This is a genomic window from Methylobacterium indicum (assembly GCF_001043895.1).
In the GTDB taxonomy this organism is placed as follows: Bacteria; Pseudomonadota; Alphaproteobacteria; order Rhizobiales; family Beijerinckiaceae; genus Methylobacterium; species Methylobacterium indicum.
In genome coordinates this window covers 1-16,902 of sequence record NZ_JTHF01000213.1, presented here as the reverse complement: position 1 = coordinate 16,902, position 16,902 = coordinate 1, and the positions used below count along the sequence as shown (strand labels likewise).

Below are 16,902 nucleotides of genomic sequence, written 5' to 3'. Positions count from 1 at the left end.
TCGCCGCCACCGGGCCGGCGACCTCGATGAGGAGGCCGCGCACCGCCACCACCCGGCCGAAGGTCTCGACCTCCTCGATGCCGGCGAGCGCGGCGCGGGCGGCCTCGAGGCGCCCGGGGCCCGTCATCGCAGCATCCTGTTGAAACGAGCGGGTTTCCCGATCCCTGCCGCCGCCATTGCCGGATTCCATCAACGATCCATTTACCCCTCTCCTTAACACTGAGGCAGGTGGGATCCATGGCAGGCTCCCGGAGGTTCTCCGGGGGCGTGGCGCGGACGCAACATCGTGGGGCGGCTTCAGGGCGCGAGCCATTTAGCCGGCCCGGCAGGGCGGGATGCGGGTATGGTATCGCGATTCGGCCGGAGCGGAACGCAAACCCGTAAGGGCCACCACCGTCTTGCGGTTTGATAACCGCTTGCGGGACGGGAACAGGGTTTGTTAACCGTTATGGCCTAGCGTCGCGGTTCGGAAGACAACGGGCGTCCCCCACGGGCCGGTGGGAGACGGGCGGCGGGGGCTTGCCTTAACCCTTGAGGGCCAGGGCTTGGGGACCTGAGATGCGGGTACTTCTGATCGAGGACGACAGCGCGACAGCGCAGAGCATCGAGCTGATGCTCAAGTCCGAGAACTTCAACACTTACACGACCGACCTCGGCGAGGAAGGTGTCGATCTCGGCAAGCTGTACGACTACGACATCATCCTGCTCGACCTGAACCTTCCCGACATGTCGGGCTACGAGGTTCTGCGCTCGCTGCGGGTGGCGAAGGTCAAGACCCCGATCCTGATCCTTTCCGGCATGGCCGGGATCGAGGACAAGGTGAAGGGCCTCGGGTTCGGTGCCGATGATTACCTCACCAAACCTTTCCACAAAGATGAACTGGTCGCGAGAATCCACGCGATCGTGCGCCGGTCGAAGGGCCACGCGCAGTCGGTGATCACCACCGGGGACCTGATCGTGAACCTTGACCAGAAGACGGTCGAGGTGTCGGGCGCCCGGGTGCATCTCACCGGCAAGGAGTACCAGATGCTGGAGCTCCTCAGCCTGCGCAAGGGCACCACGCTGACCAAGGAGATGTTCCTGAACCATCTCTACGGCGGCATGGACGAGCCCGAGCTGAAGATCATCGACGTGTTCATCTGCAAGCTTCGCAAGAAGCTCGCGAATGCCAGCCAGGGCAAGAACTACATCGAGACGGTCTGGGGCCGCGGCTACGTGCTGCGCGAGCCGTCCGAGGAAGAGAACCGCATCGCGGTCTGATCGTGCGATCCCCCCTCCGGGGGGGCCGGACCAAAGAACCCCGCCCCGGCGGGGTTTTTTTGTGTCTGGAAACGGTCGCGACAATCGAGGGTGCGAGACGCGGGCGTCACCGGCCGCTCGCGCCGAGTCGTGCCCGGCGCCGGAATGGACAGGACAGGCCCCGGCACCAGCCGCGCGAGCGTCCCGGTGAGGCGTCGGGACCCGGCGCGGCGCTCGCGCAGCTGGAAAACCGGCGCGGTTTCGAGGCCGCTTTGCGGGGGCCCGAGGCGACCGCGGCCGACGGCGAGAGCCGTGACGGCAATCGAGCGGGTGCGGCGGGAGGTTCGAAGGGGGCGAGAGGATCTTCCCTCTCTCGCCTTGCGCCGGGCTGTGCAGCGAAGCGCTTGGGGCCACGCCGGGCGGACGGCACGGCCCACCGGATCGGCAAGCCGTGATCGGCCGCGAGGGCCGGCGGCGGTCCTCGCGAGGTCTGATAACCCGATCCGGAAGATCACTTCCGGATCGGGTACCACACGCCCGCGCGGCGCTTGAGCGGAGCCGATTTCCGCATCACGAAGCGATCAGGCGGAGATCGTATGACTCTCGCCCGGCCGCGGAGGCGAGCCGTCAGCGGGAGGCCCAGCGCAGGCCCGCGAGCGCCGCGGCCGCGCTCGGGAGCGCCGGCGCCGCGGTGGCGCCGACGGACGGTGCGGCGTGACCCTGATAGCTCGGGGCCGGCGCCGCATGGCTCGCGGCCAGGCCGAGATTCGCCAGACCCGGATTCGCCAGACCCGAATTCGCCAAGCCGCCGCTCGCTGCGGCGCGACCGTGCCGGTAGAGGCCGCGATGCTCGGGATCGGGCACCAGGGTCTCGGTGATGCCGATCACCGTCTCGGCGGCGCCGAGAAGCACCGCGCCGTCGGGCGCGAGCTGATCGGAGATCCGTCGCAGCACGTCGGCCTTCGTCGTCGTGTCGAAATAGATCAGCACGTTGCGGCAATAGACGATGTCGAAGGTGCCGAGCTGCTCGAACGGCTGCAGCAGGTTGAGCGGCCGGAAATCGACCATCTGGCGCAGGGATTCGGCGATGCGCCACTGCTCACCGACCTGGGTGAAGTGCTTCAGCATCAGCTGAACCGGCAGGCCGCGCTGGACCTCGAACTGGTTGTAGAGGCCGAGCTTGGCTTTCTCCAGCACTTCGGTCGAGAGGTCGGTGGCGACGATCTCGACCCGCCAGCCGGCGAGCCGCGGTGCGGCCTCGGCGAGCAGCATCGCCAGCGAATACGGCTCCTGGCCGGTCGAGGCGGCGGCGCACCAGATCCGCAGGCGGCGCTGGTTGGCCCGCGCGGCGAGCGCGCCGGGCAGCAGCACGTCGCGGAAGAGGTCGAACGGGGTCCGGTCGCGGAAGAAGAAGGTCTCGTTGGTGGTCATCGCCTCCACGACCGCCCGTTCGATGGCGCCGTCGCGGGCGACGCGCAGGCAGCCGACGAGCTCGGTCAGCCCGGCGAGGTTGAAGCGCCGGCAGACCGGCGACAGGCGACTCTCGACCAGGTAGCGCTTCTCCGCCGTCAGGGCGAGGCCGGAGCGTTGCTTGAGGTAGGCGCGGAGGAAATCGAATTCGGTCTCGGTCATCGGCGCGGCATCCTCCCCCGGATCCGTGGCAGGACGCGCATCAGTGGCCGGGGCCGGCGATGGCGGAGCGGAGGGCCGGGCCGAGGCCTGACAGCGGCAGGATGTCGTGGGCGTAGCCGGCCCGCACCAGGCTGCCGGGCATGCCCCATACGGTGGACGAGGCCTCGTCCTGGGCCAGCATGACGCCGCCGGCATCGACGAGGGCCTGGGCGCCCTTGGTGCCGTCCGAGCCCATGCCGGTGAGCACCACCGACAGGGTGGCGGCCCCGTAGACCTCGGCGGCGGCGCGGAACATCACGTCGACCGCCGGCCGGCAGAAATTCACCGGCGGTCCGTCGTTGAGCTGGATCACCGCCTCGGCGGCGCTCCCCGACAGGGCCATGTGGCGCCCGCCGGGGGCGACGTAGACGACGCCCGGGCGCACCGGCTCACCATGCTTGGCCTCCGCCGCCGGCAGGCCGATCCGGGCGCCGAGATGCTCGGCGAACACCGCCGTGAAGACCGGCGGCATGTGCTGGACGATGAGGATCGGGACGCGCCGCAGGGTCACGGCGCCGATGCTCTCCAGCACCTCGCCCACCGCCCGGGGGCCGCCCGTGGAGGCCCCGACGAGCAGGCAGCGGGGTGCGGCGACCCGCAGCGGCCGCGGACGGGTCGAGACCGCCGCGGGAGCCGGGCGCGGCGCGGGGGCCGAGAGCGGCGCGGCGATCCGCTCGACCGGCGCGGCCCCGGCAAGGCTCGGGCGCTCGGAATGCGCCGCCGGGCGGGCGCGGGGCCGGTTGCGCAGATCGGCGCCGAGCATCCGGATCTTCTGGACCAGGTCCTCGCGGAAGCTCGCCTGGGTGGTGACGCCGCGATTGCCCTCGGGCTTGGGCAGATAGTCGATGGCGCCGAGCGCCAGGCAGCGCAGCGAGATCTCGGCGTTGCGCTGGGTCAGGGTCGACATCATGACGACCTGGAGCCCGGGGCGCTTGGCCAGCATCTTGGGCAGGGCCTGGGTGCCGTCGAGCTCGGGCATCTCGATGTCGAGGAGCACGATGTCGGGCTGGACCCGGTCGAGGGCGTCGAGCGCGATGCGGCCGTTGGCGGCGGTGCCGACGATCTCGCAGCCGGCCTCCTCCAGCCAGCGCGAGACCAGGCCACGCACCACCACGGAATCGTCGGCCACCAGGACGCGGATGCGTGGTCCGGCGCTCGGGGACGGGTTGGAGGGCGCGGCGGAGGCGGCCATGGCGTTTCTCGGTCGGCGCCGCGACGGGGCGGGCCAGGGGGATCGGTCCCGGGTCGAGCCGGGGCTTCTTATCGGGTCGGCCCCGGGCGGGGCCCGCTCTGCCGTCGGCCCCGGGCAGGGCCGACGGCGCGGTCGCACCTATGCAAGGCCGACCGCCTGGAGCTTGGCGGTCATGATGTCCTTGTCGAAGGGCTTCATGATGTACTCGTCGGCGCCGGCATGCAGGGCCCGGGCGATCGACGCGACGTCGTTCTCGATGGTGCAGAACAGGACCTTCGGGTGGTCGCCCTCCGGCAGCCGCCGCAGGGCGCGCAGGAACTCGTACCCGTCCATGTGCGGCATGTTCCAGTCGAGGAGCACCGCGTCGGGCATCGCCGACCGGCATTGCTCGACCGCCTCGCGGCCGTCCTCGGCCTCCGCGACCCGGAAGCCCAGGCCCTCGATGATCCGGCGCGCCACCTTGCGGATCACCGCCGAGTCGTCGACGATCAGGAACGTTCTCATCCGGCCGGTCCCGCGTCAGGCGGCGGTGGCGGCGGGCCGCTCGTCGCCGAAGGCCAGGACCGCCTCGACGTCGAGGATGATCAGGAGGCGCCCGTCGAGGCGGTGCACCCCGCGCGAGACCGCGCGCCAGCGGGTGTCGAGATGGACCGGGTTCGGCTCGTAGGTGTCGTTGGCGAGCTTCATCACCTCGCCGACCTGGTCGACGAGCAGGCCGTAGGCCTCGCCGCCATGTTCCAGGCCGACCGCCATGTTGCGGCCGTCGCCGGTGCGGTCGGGCAGGCCGAGGCGTCGGCGCAGGCACAACGCCGTGACGACCCGGCCGCGCAGGTTGAGCAGGCCCTTGATCTCCGGCGGCGACAGCGGGACGTCGGTGAGGTTGGTGGCGATGAAGACGTCGTGCACCCGGTCGATCGGCAGGCCGAACAGCTCGTCGCCCAGGAGCACGGTGACGTAGTCGGTGGTCTCGCCGGTCGCTTGCGTGGGGGTGCCGGCGGTGTTCGTGTTGGCGGCCATCATGGGCGGGGCTCGGGCGTGTGAGGGGGATCGGGCGCCCGGACGCGTCTATGCGCGCATCCGGGCGATCGCGGTCAGCGGATCACGCCGCGGCGTCGAGGGGGGTGCTGGCGATCTCGTTCACCGCCGCCACGAGGCCCGAGCGATCGAATTTCGCCACGCAATCGGCGACGCCGAGGGCCCGGGCGCGGGCGATCGAGTCCGGCGCCATCGTGCCGGCGAGCGCCACCACCGGCATCTCGGCGAGCCGGCCGCCGGCCTTGCGCATCGCTTCGATCAGGTCGAAGCCCGAGCGGCCCGGCATCTCGAGATCGCAGACCACGAGGTCGGTCCGCGCCTCGCCGAGAAGATGGCGCATCGCCTCCTCGGCATCGGCGGCCTGGGCGACGCGGAAGCCCGCGGCCTTGAGGACCGGGGTCAGCATCTCGCGGAAGAACGCCGAGTCGTCGACGAGGAGCAGGCTCGGCGCCTTCGGCACCGCCCGGTGGGTCGGCTGGCCCCAATCGTCGTGGGCGAGCGGCAGGTAGTGGGCGATGTTGACGATCTCGGTCGCCCGGTTGCGCACCACCGCCGAGCCGATCAGGTCCGAGCGCTCGGTCACCAGCTCGACGTCGAGCACCTCGTCGACGATGTCGACGATCTCGTCCACCACGAGTCCCATCGAGCGTTCGCCGTCGGAGAACACCACCAGGGCCTGGGCGCCGTCGCGCTTCATCGCCTGCGCCGGATCGGCCGGGACGAGGGGCATCAGGCGACCGCGATACTGGATCAGCGGACGTCCGCCGACCCACTCGATCTTCGAGGCGTCGATCTCCTCGAGGCGCGTGACGAGGGAGAGCGGCACCGCCTTGAGCGCGTCGCCGCCGCCCTTGAACACCAGCAGCGTCACGGCCTGATCGCCCGCGTTCTCGTCGCCCTCGGCCTCGGCCTCGATCTCGCCGGGCTGGCCGCTCGCCGTGCCCGACCCGACCATCCGGGCGACGCCGTTGGGATCGATGATCAGCACCACCGCCCCGTCGCCGAGGATCGTGTTGCCGGAGAAGAGCGGAATGTGCCGCAGCTTCGAGGACATCGGCTTCACGACGATCTCTTCCGTGTGGAAGACGCCGTCGACCAGGATGCCGAAGCGCTGGCGCCCGACCTGGCTCACCACCACGAAGCCCTCGTCGGTCGAGGCCGGGGCGTCGGGCGCGTCGAGCCCGAGCATCGCCGCCACCGGGACGATCGGCAGCAGACGGTCGCGCAGGCGCAGGACCGGCGAGCCGTTGATGCGCTCGACCGCGTGATCGGTGCCGGGCTGCACCCGCACCAGCTCCAGGACGGAGACCTGCGGGATCGCGAACCGGTGCTCGCGGGCCGAGACGATGAGCGCCGCGACGATGGCCAGCGTCAGCGGGATCTTGATCGTGAAGGTGGTGCCGGCGCCGAGCTGGGTCTGGATGTCGATCGTGCCGCCGATCAGCTCGATATTGGTCTTCACCACGTCCATGCCGACGCCGCGGCCGGAGACCGAGGTGACGGCCTTGGCGGTGGAGAAGCCGGCGTGGAAGATGAACTTCGCCACCTGGGCGTCGGTCATCCGCTCGACCTCGGCCTCGGTCGCGACGCCGCGCTCGACCGCCTTGCGGCGGATCGCCGACAGGTCGAGACCCTTGCCGTCGTCGGCGATCTCGATCGTGATCGTGCCGCCCTCGTGGAAGGCGTTGAGGCGGATCGTCCCCTTCTCGGGCTTGCCGGCGGACTTGCGCTCCGCGCCCGACTCGATGCCGTGGTCGGCCGAGTTGCGCACCATGTGGGTAAGCGGGTCCTTGATGACCTCGAGGACCTGGCGGTCCAGCTCGGTCTCGGCGCCCTGCATCACCAGGTCGATCTTCTTGCCGAGTTCCGACGAGAGATCGCGCACGACCCGCGGCAGCTTCTGCCAGGCCGAGCCGATCGGCTGCATGCGGGTCTTCATGACCCCCTCCTGCAGCTCGGCGGTCACGTGGGAGAGGCGCTGCAGCGGCACCTTGTAGTTGCCGTCCTCGTGACGGCGGGCGATCTCGAGGAGCTGGTTGCGGGTCAGCACCAGCTCGGACACCATCGTCATCAGGTGCTCGAGGGTGTCGACGTTCACCCGGATCGTCTGCACCTTGCTGACCGGGCCGTTCTCGGTCTCGGGCGCGGCGGCCTCGGCGCGGGCCGGCGCGGCGGCGCGGGGCTCGACGGGAGCGGCCTCCTGCCGGACGGGCTCCGGACGCGCCGCCGGCCGGACCGGCTCGGGCTCGGCCAGCGGGGCGAGGGCCACGGGAGCGGGCGCCTCGATCTCGACGGCGGTGTCGCGGAACGCGCGCTCGAGGTCGTCGAGGGAGACCTCGCCGGGCTTCAGGGCGCGCTCCAGCACCTGGAGCACCAGGGTGCCGGAGGTGGCCGGGGCGGCGACAGGCACCGGCTCGGGCGCCGGTGCCGGTGCCGGTTCCTCCGACATGCGCTCGAGGGCGCCGATCAGGTCCTCGTCGATCCCGGCCGGCTCGCCGCCGGTGCGCTCCAGCTCGGCCAGGATCAGCTTGATCCGGTCGAGGGTCTGCAGGATCAGGCTGACGGCCGGGCTCGTCACCGGCATCCCGTCGCGGAACTTGCCCATCAGGGTCTCGGCGGCATGCGCCAGCGCCTCGAGGCGGGGCAGGCCGAGGAACCCGCAGGTCCCCTTGATGGTATGAACCAGCCGGAAGATATTCCGCAGGATCGTCTGGTTGTTCGGATCCTGCTCGAACCGGACGAGCTCGAGGTCGACAGTGTCCAGATGCTCCCCGGACTCCGTCAGGAACTCACGCAACAAATCGTCCATCGCGGCCACTCGTCGATCCACGCAGGATCTCTGCGCAGACCTACGCTGCCACGGGAGCCTTTATGATCCGTTGCCGGGAAGCCTCATACTGTGCCGGCTCTGGGTACAAGTCGCCCGGGATCGGTGGAAATCCCGGGTCGCGCGAGAGAAAACAGAGGAGAGGCGGGACCGGGCCCGCGACCGGCCCTAGGGTTAGATGCCGTTACCGCCGTCGTGACGGTCGCCGGAATCCTGGACCTCCTCGACATCCTCGGCCGGAGCGGCGGCCGGCTCGGCCCGGATCGTGACCGTGTCGCCCTCGATCGAGAACCGCACGTCCATCTGGGCGGCGCGGGCGACGAGGCCGGCATAGAACGGCTGGATCGCGTGGGCATCGACGGTACCGCTCTCCGGCGCTCCTGCGATCAGCGTCTCGACGTGGGGGGGGATGCGGGCATAGGCGCCCTTGGCGGTCAGCACGAAGACCGGCGCCTCGGCCTCGCCGGTGATCGACACGTCGATCACGCCGCCGCGGGGGATCGCCGTCACGGCGATGACCACGAGGTTGAGGACGAGCTTCACCTTGTTCTTCGGGAAGAGCGCCCGCGGCGCGGTCCAGGTCAGCTTGGTCTTCTCGTCGCCGAACATGCCGCGGGCGACGTTCTCGGCATCGGCGAGATCGATGCTGGCCCCCGCCGAGCCCGCGGCCCCGAAGGCGATGCGGGCGAATTGCAGCCGGGCCGAGGCCTGCTTGGCGCTCTTGCGGATCAGGTCGAGGGCGAAGTCGCGCATCTCGGCGCTGTCCTCGTCCTCCAGCACCTCGAGGCCGTTGACGATGGCGCCGACCGGGCTGATCACGTCGTGGCAGACCCGCGAGCAGAGCAGCGCCGAGAGGTCGAGGGCGTCGAGGGTGACGGTGGTCATGGGGGCGCTCCGCGGGGCCGGCAGGGTCAGGACGTCGGTCTTGGGACGTGGAGCTCGAGACCTGGGTCCCGAGACGTGGATCGCGGCGGCTCCCGCCACGGTTTGCCGGCACGGATAGCCGCCGCGGGCCGGTTTGAAAAGGCGATCGCGCGGCAGCGGGGCGGGCGCACGCATCGACAAACCCGCTGCCGCCGGGCATGACGAACGGATGACGCCCGCCCTCACCCTCGACCGCGCCCCCACGCAACCCGAGCGCGACGCCGTCGCGGTCCGGCTCGCCGCGATCGCCGTCGCGGCCGGCGAGATCCTGCGGGACTTCGAGCGCGGCGGGTGCAGCCACCACCTCAAGGCCGACGGCTCGCCGACGAGCCAGGCCGACCTCGCCGCCGAGGCGCTGATCGTCGCCGCGCTCGCCGAGGCCTGGCCCGGCATCCCGGTGATCGCCGAGGAGACCGCCGCCGAGGCCGCTCCGGCCGCCCTCTTCTTCCTGGTCGATCCCCTCGACGGGACGAAGGATTTTTTGAAGGGCACCGGCGAGTACACGGTCAACATCGCCCTCGTGGCGGGCGAGCGTCCGGTCGCCTCGGCGCTCGCCGCGCCCGCCCTCGGCCGGGTCTGGACCGCGGGCGTCGGCGCCGCCGAAGCCTCGATCGTCGCCGGCCGTCCCGGCGCATTCCGGCCCGTCGCGGCCCGGCCGCTTCCCGGGGAGGGAATGACGGCGCTGGTCAGCCGCAGCCACGGCGAGGCGGCGGACGAGGCCTGCCTCGCCGGCCTGCCGATCGGGCACCGGCGCGGGGTCTCCTCGGCGCTCAAGTTCGGCCTGATCGCCTGCGGCGAGGGCGACGTCTACGTGCGCTGCGGCCCGACCATGGAGTGGGACACCGCCGCCGGCGACCACATCCTGACCGAGGCCGGCGGCTGCCTCGTCGGCCCGGACGGGCGACCGTTCGGCTATGGCCGCCACCCCGGCCAGTACCGCAACGGCCCGTTCGCGGCGTTCGGCGACCCGTCGCAGGCCGCCCGCGCGGTGCTGCCGGAAAGATGCCCGGCGCGGGGAGCCTGAGCCGGCTCAGCCGCCGATCGCGGCGTCGCGCCGCAGATCCGGCCAGCGCGCCTCGGCGGCATCGAGGAGTTCGGGACCGGCCCGCCGCCGACGCTCCGCGTCTCGGAACAGATACAGACGATCCCCGTACAGGCTCGCCACCAGGGGATCGGCCTCGACGAGCCGACCGGCGACGATTCCCTCCGGGTCGCAGCCGCCGAGGCGCGGGGCGTAGACCTCCGGCGCCCGCGCGAAGGCGCCCCGGTTCGCCGCGCTGGAAAAGCGCCAGACGAGGCCGGTCCAGACGTAGTCGTGGGCATCCGACCCGGAGACCGGCTCGGAGCCGAGCCGGTAGGAGACCGGATCGTAGCCCCGGAGCGCGAGCCCGGTCAGGGGATCGGCGGCGTACAGGGACGGCACGCCGAGCGGGATCTCCGCCGATGCCGGTGCGACGAGCGCCGCAGCGGGGAGAAGCGACAGCAGGCCGCGCCGCGTTAACCAGATCTTGCCCATATCCGCAGCATTCGTGGCATCCCGCCGCCGTCCGCGCCGGCCTGCCGCCGGGAATCGGCGGGGCCGGTCACGACCTCTCTTAAGCCGGGATGCCTAACGAATGCTCTCAGCCTCCTCCGCCTCCTCGGCCCGGCAGAGCCCCGGAATGTCGCGTCGGCGCGCCCTCGCGGCCCTGCTGCTCGCCGCCACGGTTCTGCCCGCTGCCCTGCCGGGCGCCGCCGCCGCGCAGGGACGCCGGCCTGGCGATCCCGGCACGTTCCAGCCGCAGGAGATCATCGATTCGGGCCACCAGTTCTTCGGCTCGGTCTCGCGCGGCCTCGCCCTGACGGTCCAGGAGGCGACGCGCCGCTGGGGCGAGCCCAACGGCTACATCCTCGGCCAGGAAGCCTCCGGGGCGATCATCGGCGGCGTGCGCTACGGCGAGGGCACGCTGTTCACCCGCAATGCCGGCCAGCGCAAGGTGTACTGGCAGGGCCCGTCCCTCGGCTTCGACGTCGGCGGCGACGGGGCCCGCAGCATGATGCTGGTCTACAACCTGCCGCGGGTGAACGCGCTCTACCGCCGCTTCGTCGGCATGGACGGCTCGGCCTACGTGGTCGGCGGCTTCGGCATGTCGGCGGTGACCGCCGACAACATCGTGGTGGTGCCGATCCGGGCCGGCGTCGGCGCCCGGTTCGGGATCAATATCGGCTATCTGAAGTTCACCGACGCGCCGACCTGGAACCCGTTCTGAGGTTTTGCGCCGCCCACGTCGCCCCGGCCGGGCCACGCTGGTCCTCGCGGCCGTCCCGTGGCAGGGTCCGGCCGCGACGCCGGCGCCACCGTGCCGGGCCGCGCCGATCCGCTGCAACCGTCCGTGCGGGGCTCCGCCCGGACGCCGAGAAAGTATCGCCCGGGTGATCGAGTCCCTGATGTTCGTGGCGCTGGGGTTCCTCGGCGCCAGCCTGTGCGCCCTCCTGGTGCTGCCGGCGCTCAATGCCCGGGCCGAGCGCCTGACGCGCCGCCGGCTCGAGGCGCTCTACCCGATGTCGATCGTCGAGCTGACCGCCGAGAAGGATCATCTGCGGGCGGAATTCGCCGTCCGCGAGCGCCAGCTCGAGCGCCGGGTCGAGGAGGCACAGGCCGCCCGGCAGGCCGAGATGGAGGAGACGGGCCGGCGCATGGTGCGCCTCGGCACGCTCGCCACCGAGATCGAGCGTCGGGACGCCCGGCTCGCCGAGCTGGAGCGCGACCTCGTCGAGGCCCGCGGCGGTCTCGCCCGGGGCGAGGGCGAGCTGGCCGAGGCCCGCACCGCCCGGGCGGCGGCCGAGGAGGCGATGCGCGCACTGGAGGGCCCCTACCAGCGAGCGCTGTCCGACCTCGCGACGCTGCGCGCCGAACTCGAGGCGGTGAGCCGGGGGCAGGCCGAGGCCGAGACCGCCCGGGGCGTCGCCGAGGAGCAGGTGCGGGCGGCCCGCGGCAAGGTTGCCGAGGCAGGCGAGAGCGTCGCCACCGCCGCCCGCGGGCAGATCCAGGCCCTCGAGAACGCGCTCGCCGATCTCACCACCCGCCACGCCGCCGAGATCGAGGCCGCCCGCGCCGAGATCGCACGGCTGCAGGAGGCGGTTCGGGCGGCCGGCACGCCCCCGGCGGAGATCGCGAGCCAGAACGCGCTTCTGGAGCGCCGGATCGCCGAGGTGGCCGACGCGCTGATGCGGGGACAGGACACGGGACACGACAAGGGGCAGAGCCGGCCGGAACCGCGGATGCCGCCGGCGACGACGTTGTCGCCGGCTGCGCCGCGCACGGCTCCCGCCACGGCCGGTTGACGGAAGGATGCGGTGTGCTCAGGGGCACATCGCGTGCGATCGGACCCCGTCATCGGGCGACCGCGCGACGCTGGAAACAGCGTGGAAACATCGCTCAAGCCGTTGCCGCCGTTCGGCTTTCGCGCTCCGTCGCCACGACGGCGGCGTAACCTGACCTCGGCGCGACGCGCCCTGCGGCACCCCGCGACCCTTGTCAGGTCGCCGGTTTCGGGCCATCTCGCTGCGACTTCCCACGTTTTGCAAGGCTTCGACAGACATGATGCTCAGGCCGATGTCGCTCGCCCTCCTGACTGCCGGCAGCCTGATGCTGCTCGCCGCTCCGGCTTCGGCCCAGCGGGACGACCCCAACCTGAAGAAGTACTGCACCGGCGATTACATGACCTATTGCGGCAACCTGCCGCCGGAAAGCCCCGAGGTCGATCGCTGCTTCGAGAAGAACATGAAGAAGATCTCGGTCAACTGCAAGCGCGCGATCGATTTCTACGAGCAGACGCACAAGAAGTAAGGCGGCGACGCCTCCGGACGAGGTCGTTTGGAGGCGCGTCGACATGAGGCGCGCGCCTCCCCGACCCGCCTCCGCTCACGCCGAGGCCTGTTCGCGGCTCGCGACTTCCAGCGCTTCGGCCAGGTCCTCGATGCTGAAGGGCTTGCGCAGAACGGTCTCGCCGGGGCCCGGGCGGGGCCCCTCCTGCTCGTCGCCCGCCGGGTGGCCGGTGGCGAACACCACCTTCAGGTCGGGACGCCGCCGCCGCGCCTCGGCGGCGAGCGTCGGGCCGTCGATGCCCGGCATCACCACGTCGGTGAACAGCACCGCCACCTCGCGCTCCCCGTCGAGGACGGCGAGAGCCGCCGCCCCGTCGGCGGCCGTGACGGTCCGATAGCCGAGCTCGCCGATCGTCTCGGCGCTGGCGAGCCGCACTGCGGCGTCGTCCTCCACCACCAGGATCGTGCGCCGGGCCCGGCCGGGCGACGGCGCCGCGAGCCGCGCCCGCCCGGCATCCTCGACCGGCAGCCCGTCGCGGCTCACCGGCAGGGTCAGGGTGATGGCGGTGCCCTGCCCCGGCTGACTGTCGATCCGCACCCGCCCGCCCGACTGGGTGACGAAGCCGTAGACCTGGCTCAGGCCGAGACCGGTGCCCCGCCCCTGCGGCTTGGTGGTGAAGAACGGCTCGAAGGCTCGCGCCACCACCTCGGGCGGCATGCCGGTGCCGGTGTCCCGGACCGTGATCGACACGCCCTGGATGCCGTCCTCCAGGCTGCCCGGTGCGATCTCGAGGACGAGGCGCCCGCCCCCCGGCATCGCGTCGCGGGCATTGACCGCGAGGTTGAGGATCGCGTTCTCGAGCTGGTTCTGGTCGACGAAGATCGGCGGCGGGTCGGCCATCAGGCGCGTCTCGACCTTCACGGTCTCGCCGAGGGTGCGCCGCAGGAGGTCGACCATGCCGGCGACGAGGCGGTTCGGGTCGGTCGGGCGCGGCTCCAGCGGCTGCTGGCGGGCGAAGGCGAGGAGCCGGTGGGTGAGCTTGGCGGCCCGGTCGGTGCCGTCGAGAGCACCGGCGATGAAGCGGCCGACATCGGTGTCGCCCCGGGCGATGCGGCGCTGGACCAGCTCCAGGGAGCCGGTGATGACCGCGAGCAGGTTGTTGAAGTCGTGGGCGATGCCGCCGGTGAGCTGGCCCACCGCCTCCATCTTCTGCGATTGGCGCAGCTGGCTCTCGGCCGAGAGGCGCTGGGCGTGCTCGCGCTTGAGATCGGCGAGCGCCTGCTCCTCGGCCCGGGCGCGGGCGAGCGCCAGCCAGGCCATCAGCACCAGGGTCAGGGCCGAGACCGTGGCGACGAGGCCGTAGACCCGCAGGTTGTCGTACCAGCGGTCGAGGGCGACGATCGTCTCGACCGAGAAGGCGACCTCGACCGGGTAATCGCCGATGCGGCGCCAGGCATAGAGCCGCTCGGCCTCGCCGGGCGGGGTGCCGGTGGCCGCGCCGCCCTGCGGCCGGGCGCGGATCGCCCGCAGGAGCGGGTCGGTCGGCCCCAGGCGTTCGTCGGTCTCCGGGCCCGGCGGCTCGCGCACCAGCACGGCGCCGTCGGCCCGCAGCAGCATCGCCCGGTGCGCCGTCGGGGCGGCGATCTCGGCGTAGAAGCGGGCGAAGTACTCGGTGCCGAGCGCGATCACGATCACGCCGTCGAAGCGGCCGTCCTCGGTCGAGCGTCGCCGGCTGACCATGAAGGCGGCGGTGCCGTCGGGCTCCCGCAGGGCGGGGCTGACATAGATGCCGATGTCCTTGGGGCGATGCACCGCGTAGATGTCGCGCTCGGCGAGGTCGCGTCCGAGATCGGCCTCGCGGCTCGAGGCGCGGATCCGCCCCTGCGGGTCCACCACCCAGACCGCCCGGGCCTGGGCCAGCGGCGCCTTCAGGCTGGCGAGGAAGCCGCCGGTGGCGGGAGTCGAGATCTGGGTCCAGCTGCGGTCGAAGATGTAGTCGTCGACCCGGTCCATCGCGAGTTCGGCGGTGTCGAACACCTTCGAGGCGTGCTCGTGCATCACCGCGGCGGTGCGCACGACGGCGCTGTCCTCCTCCCGCAGGACCTCGGCCCGGTTCCACCACGCCGCACCCACCAGGACGACGCAGGGCACCAGGAAAGCCGCGGCGACGAGGAGCTGGTGCAGCCGCACCGTCGAAAGGCTCACGGGACACTCACAAACGCGACGGGGAGCCGACGCGGCGATCGGCCAGAAGCTTAACCGTTCGTTAACGGGAAGGCGAGCGAAACGAGCGCGGCCCCACCCCGTCGGCCTCCGGCTTTCCCGGGCGGTGTGTCGCCCGGGCATCGGCCGAAAGCCCCGGGGAGACCGGAGGCGGGCCGTCGCCGCACTCTTCCGGCCCGGGCTCCAACACCCTCTTAACGGCCAAGCTCGAATGCGGTGCAACCCCCGCGCCGCCCGGGCTCGCCTCGCACGGCGCGGGCCGCTATGGTGCCGCCGCCACGCTTGCCGCCCGGATTTCGCCCGTGTTCCGTCCCCGTACCCTCGTCCTCCTCGGTCTGATCGCCCTCTCGGCCGCCGCCTGCGGCCGGCGCGGCCCGCTCGAGCCGCCGCCCGCCGCGGCGCCGACGGCTCCGCCGAAGGCGAGCCCCGGCGCGAGCGCCGCGCGGCCGAAGACCGGAGCGGCGGCCGTCAACACGCTGCCGGGCGGCGTCGGGCTCGCGGCCGGGGCCTCGGTCCCGGACGAGGAGGACGAGCTGCCCGCCGCCGCCGTCGCCCCCCCGACCGGCATCCCGGCCCCGACCGTGTCGTCCTCGCGCCGCCGCAAGGGCTTCACCATTCCCCAGGAGCCGTTCCCGCTCGATCCGCTGCTGTGACGGCGCCGACGTGAGGGTGCCAAGGCGGTCCGGTTTCGTGTAGAGGGCGCCTCGCGCCGGATGCGGCGCGCCAGCGCCCCCGGTCCATCGGTCTCTCTGCCATGCATCACTTCACCTACCGCGACGGCGTGCTCCACGGCGAGGACGTCGACCTGGCACGGCTCGCGGGCGCGGTCGGCACCCCGTTCTACTGCTACGCCTCCGCCACCCTGGAGCGGCACTACCGGGTCTTCGCCGAGGCCTTCTCGGGCGACGACGCGCTGGTCTGCTACGCCATGAAGGCGAATTCGAACCAGGCGGTGCTCGCCACCCTGGCGCGGCTCGGCGCCGGCATGGACATCGTCTCGGAGGGCGAATTGCGCCGGGCGCTCGCCGCCGGCGTGCCGGGCGAGCGGATCGTGTTCTCGGGCGTCGGCAAGACCGAGGGCGAGATGGCCGCCGCGTTGGATGCCGGCATCCTGTGCTTCAACGTCGAGAGCGAGCCGGAGCTGGAGCAGCTGTCGCGGGTGGCCGCCGCCAAGGGCGCGACGGCGCCGGTCTCGATCCGGGTCAACCCGGATGTCGACGCGCGTACCCATGCCAAGATCTCGACCGGCAAGTCCGAGAACAAGTTCGGGATCCCGATCTCGCGGGCGCGCGAAGTCTATGCCCGGGCCGCCGGCCTGCCGGGCCTGTCGCTCGTCGGCGTCGACATGCATATCGGCAGCCAGATCACCGATCTGGCGCCCTACGACAACGCCGCCGCCCTGCTCTGCGGGCTCGCCCGCGACCTGATGGCCGCCGGTCACAGGCTCCACCACGTCGATTTCGGCGGCGGCCTCGGCATTCCGTACCGGGACGACAACGCCCCCCCGCCCGACCCGGCCGCCTTCGCGGCGGTGCTGCGGCCGCATTTCAAGCCGCTCGGCCTGAAGCCCGTCTTCGAGATCGGCCGGATGATCGCCGGCAATGCCGGCGTGCTGGTCACCCGGGTGCTCTACGTGAAGCACGGCGAGGGCCGCACCTTCGTGATCGTCGACGCGGCGATGAACGACCTGATCCGCCCGACCCTCTACGAGGCCTACCACGCCCTGCGCCCCGTGGCCGAGCCGAAGCCCGAGGCCGGGCGGGTCACCGCCGACGTGGTCGGCCCGGTCTGCGAGAGCGGCGACTACCTGGCGCTCGCCCGCGAGATGCCCGAGGTGAAGCCCGGCGACCTGATCGCCGTGATGTCGGCGGGCGCCTACGGCGCCGTGCAGGCCTGCACCTACAACACCCGGCCCCTCGTGCCCGAGGTGCTGGTGCGGGGCGCCGACCACGCGGTGATCCGGCCGCGGCAGAGCTACGAGGG

The 16,902-nt window shown here is 72.0% G+C and carries 15 protein-coding genes; 7 read left to right on the top strand and 8 right to left on the bottom strand.

Annotated elements, in window-relative coordinates; translation table 11 throughout:
• Window positions 1-558: 558 nt before the first annotated feature.
• Window positions 559-1,260 carry a response regulator transcription factor CtrA gene (gene ctrA / locus QR78_RS23525; protein ID WP_048430019.1) on the top strand — a complete coding sequence of 234 codons (702 nt, stop codon included), beginning with the start codon at window positions 559-561 and terminating at the stop codon, window positions 1,258-1,260.
• A gap of 606 nt (window positions 1,261-1,866) precedes the next feature.
• On the opposite strand, the gene QR78_RS23520 is transcribed toward ctrA, so the two are convergent.
• The 6 genes from QR78_RS23520 to chpT all read right to left on the bottom strand — a co-directional run bounded on the left by QR78_RS23520 (window position 1,867) and on the right by chpT (window position 8,849).
• Window positions 1,867-2,871 (bottom strand): CheR family methyltransferase, encoded by a 1,005-nt coding sequence (locus tag QR78_RS23520; protein WP_082171980.1) that lies wholly within the window; start codon window positions 2,869-2,871, stop codon window positions 1,867-1,869.
• Between the two features lie 40 nt (window positions 2,872-2,911).
• Window positions 2,912-4,102, bottom strand: coding sequence for a protein-glutamate methylesterase/protein-glutamine glutaminase (locus QR78_RS23515; RefSeq protein WP_048430018.1), 1,191 nt, complete (start codon window positions 4,100-4,102; stop codon window positions 2,912-2,914).
• Window positions 4,103-4,240: 138 nt separating this feature from the next.
• The gene (locus QR78_RS23510; RefSeq protein WP_048430017.1) at window positions 4,241-4,606 is read right to left on the bottom strand and encodes a response regulator; all 366 of its coding nucleotides are present in this window, start codon (window positions 4,604-4,606) and stop codon (window positions 4,241-4,243) included.
• A 15-nt stretch (window positions 4,607-4,621) separates the two neighbouring features.
• The gene (locus QR78_RS23505; RefSeq protein ID WP_048430016.1) at window positions 4,622-5,122 is read right to left on the bottom strand and encodes a chemotaxis protein CheW; all 501 of its coding nucleotides are present in this window, start codon (window positions 5,120-5,122) and stop codon (window positions 4,622-4,624) included.
• Between the two features lie 79 nt (window positions 5,123-5,201).
• Window positions 5,202-7,946, bottom strand: coding sequence for a hybrid sensor histidine kinase/response regulator (locus tag QR78_RS23500; RefSeq protein ID WP_048430015.1), 2,745 nt, complete (start codon window positions 7,944-7,946; stop codon window positions 5,202-5,204).
• 192 nt (window positions 7,947-8,138) lie between these two features.
• On the bottom strand, window positions 8,139-8,849 hold the full coding sequence (gene chpT, locus QR78_RS23495; protein WP_048430014.1) for a histidine phosphotransferase ChpT: 711 nt from the start codon (window positions 8,847-8,849) through the stop codon (window positions 8,139-8,141).
• Window positions 8,850-9,057: 208 nt separating this feature from the next.
• Between chpT and QR78_RS23490 the strand changes: the two genes are divergently transcribed.
• The gene (locus tag QR78_RS23490) at window positions 9,058-9,912 is read left to right on the top strand and encodes a 3'(2'),5'-bisphosphate nucleotidase CysQ family protein (RefSeq protein ID WP_048430013.1); all 855 of its coding nucleotides are present in this window, start codon (window positions 9,058-9,060) and stop codon (window positions 9,910-9,912) included.
• 6 nt (window positions 9,913-9,918) lie between these two features.
• Here QR78_RS23490 and QR78_RS23485 read toward each other — a convergent pair whose 3' ends face one another.
• The gene (locus QR78_RS23485) at window positions 9,919-10,404 is read right to left on the bottom strand and encodes a YHS domain-containing (seleno)protein (RefSeq protein WP_048430012.1); all 486 of its coding nucleotides are present in this window, start codon (window positions 10,402-10,404) and stop codon (window positions 9,919-9,921) included.
• 145 nt (window positions 10,405-10,549) lie between these two features.
• Here QR78_RS23485 and QR78_RS23480 point away from each other — a divergent pair, with 145 nt between their 5' ends.
• From QR78_RS23480 to QR78_RS23470, 3 genes are all read left to right on the top strand, one after another.
• Window positions 10,550-11,137: a DUF1134 domain-containing protein gene (locus QR78_RS23480; protein WP_089504231.1), complete on the top strand. Its 588-nt coding sequence runs from the start codon at window positions 10,550-10,552 to the stop codon at window positions 11,135-11,137.
• Window positions 11,138-11,300: 163 nt separating this feature from the next.
• Complete coding sequence (locus QR78_RS23475; protein WP_048430010.1) at window positions 11,301-12,212, top strand: hypothetical protein; 912 nt, start codon at window positions 11,301-11,303, stop codon at window positions 12,210-12,212.
• Between the two features lie 271 nt (window positions 12,213-12,483).
• Window positions 12,484-12,717 carry a 3',5'-cyclic-nucleotide phosphodiesterase gene (locus QR78_RS23470; RefSeq protein WP_420865519.1) on the top strand — a complete coding sequence of 78 codons (234 nt, stop codon included), beginning with the start codon at window positions 12,484-12,486 and terminating at the stop codon, window positions 12,715-12,717.
• A gap of 75 nt (window positions 12,718-12,792) precedes the next feature.
• Here QR78_RS23470 and QR78_RS23465 read toward each other — a convergent pair whose 3' ends face one another.
• The gene (locus QR78_RS23465) at window positions 12,793-14,901 is read right to left on the bottom strand and encodes a hybrid sensor histidine kinase/response regulator (RefSeq protein ID WP_048430008.1); all 2,109 of its coding nucleotides are present in this window, start codon (window positions 14,899-14,901) and stop codon (window positions 12,793-12,795) included.
• Window positions 14,902-15,221: 320 nt separating this feature from the next.
• Here QR78_RS23465 and lptM point away from each other — a divergent pair, with 320 nt between their 5' ends.
• On the top strand, window positions 15,222-15,572 hold the full coding sequence (lptM, locus tag QR78_RS23460; RefSeq protein ID WP_048430007.1) for an LPS translocon maturation chaperone LptM: 351 nt from the start codon (window positions 15,222-15,224) through the stop codon (window positions 15,570-15,572).
• Between the two features lie 101 nt (window positions 15,573-15,673).
• The coding region (gene lysA, locus QR78_RS23455; RefSeq protein ID WP_048430006.1) for a diaminopimelate decarboxylase at window positions 15,674-16,902 on the top strand (1,229 nt) is incomplete at its 3' end.

What these genes read in the sequence shown, in the direction of transcription:
- ctrA (WP_048430019.1), top strand. Translation starts at nt 559, where the DNA reads ATGCGGGTACTTCTGATCGAGGACGACAGCGCGACAGCGCAGAGCATC.
- QR78_RS23520 (WP_082171980.1), bottom strand. Translation starts at nt 2,871, where the DNA reads ATGACCGAGACCGAATTCGATTTCCTCCGCGCCTACCTCAAGCAACGC.
- QR78_RS23515 (WP_048430018.1), bottom strand. Translation starts at nt 4,102, where the DNA reads ATGGCCGCCTCCGCCGCGCCCTCCAACCCGTCCCCGAGCGCCGGACCA.
- QR78_RS23510 (WP_048430017.1), bottom strand. Translation starts at nt 4,606, where the DNA reads ATGAGAACGTTCCTGATCGTCGACGACTCGGCGGTGATCCGCAAGGTG.
- QR78_RS23505 (WP_048430016.1), bottom strand. Translation starts at nt 5,122, where the DNA reads ATGATGGCCGCCAACACGAACACCGCCGGCACCCCCACGCAAGCGACC.
- QR78_RS23500 (WP_048430015.1), bottom strand. Translation starts at nt 7,946, where the DNA reads ATGGACGATTTGTTGCGTGAGTTCCTGACGGAGTCCGGGGAGCATCTG.
- chpT (WP_048430014.1), bottom strand. Translation starts at nt 8,849, where the DNA reads ATGACCACCGTCACCCTCGACGCCCTCGACCTCTCGGCGCTGCTCTGC.
- QR78_RS23490 (WP_048430013.1), top strand. Translation starts at nt 9,058, where the DNA reads ATGACGCCCGCCCTCACCCTCGACCGCGCCCCCACGCAACCCGAGCGC.
- QR78_RS23485 (WP_048430012.1), bottom strand. Translation starts at nt 10,404, where the DNA reads ATGGGCAAGATCTGGTTAACGCGGCGCGGCCTGCTGTCGCTTCTCCCC.
- QR78_RS23480 (WP_089504231.1), top strand. Translation starts at nt 10,550, where the DNA reads ATGTCGCGTCGGCGCGCCCTCGCGGCCCTGCTGCTCGCCGCCACGGTT.
- QR78_RS23470 (WP_420865519.1), top strand. Translation starts at nt 12,484, where the DNA reads ATGTCGCTCGCCCTCCTGACTGCCGGCAGCCTGATGCTGCTCGCCGCT.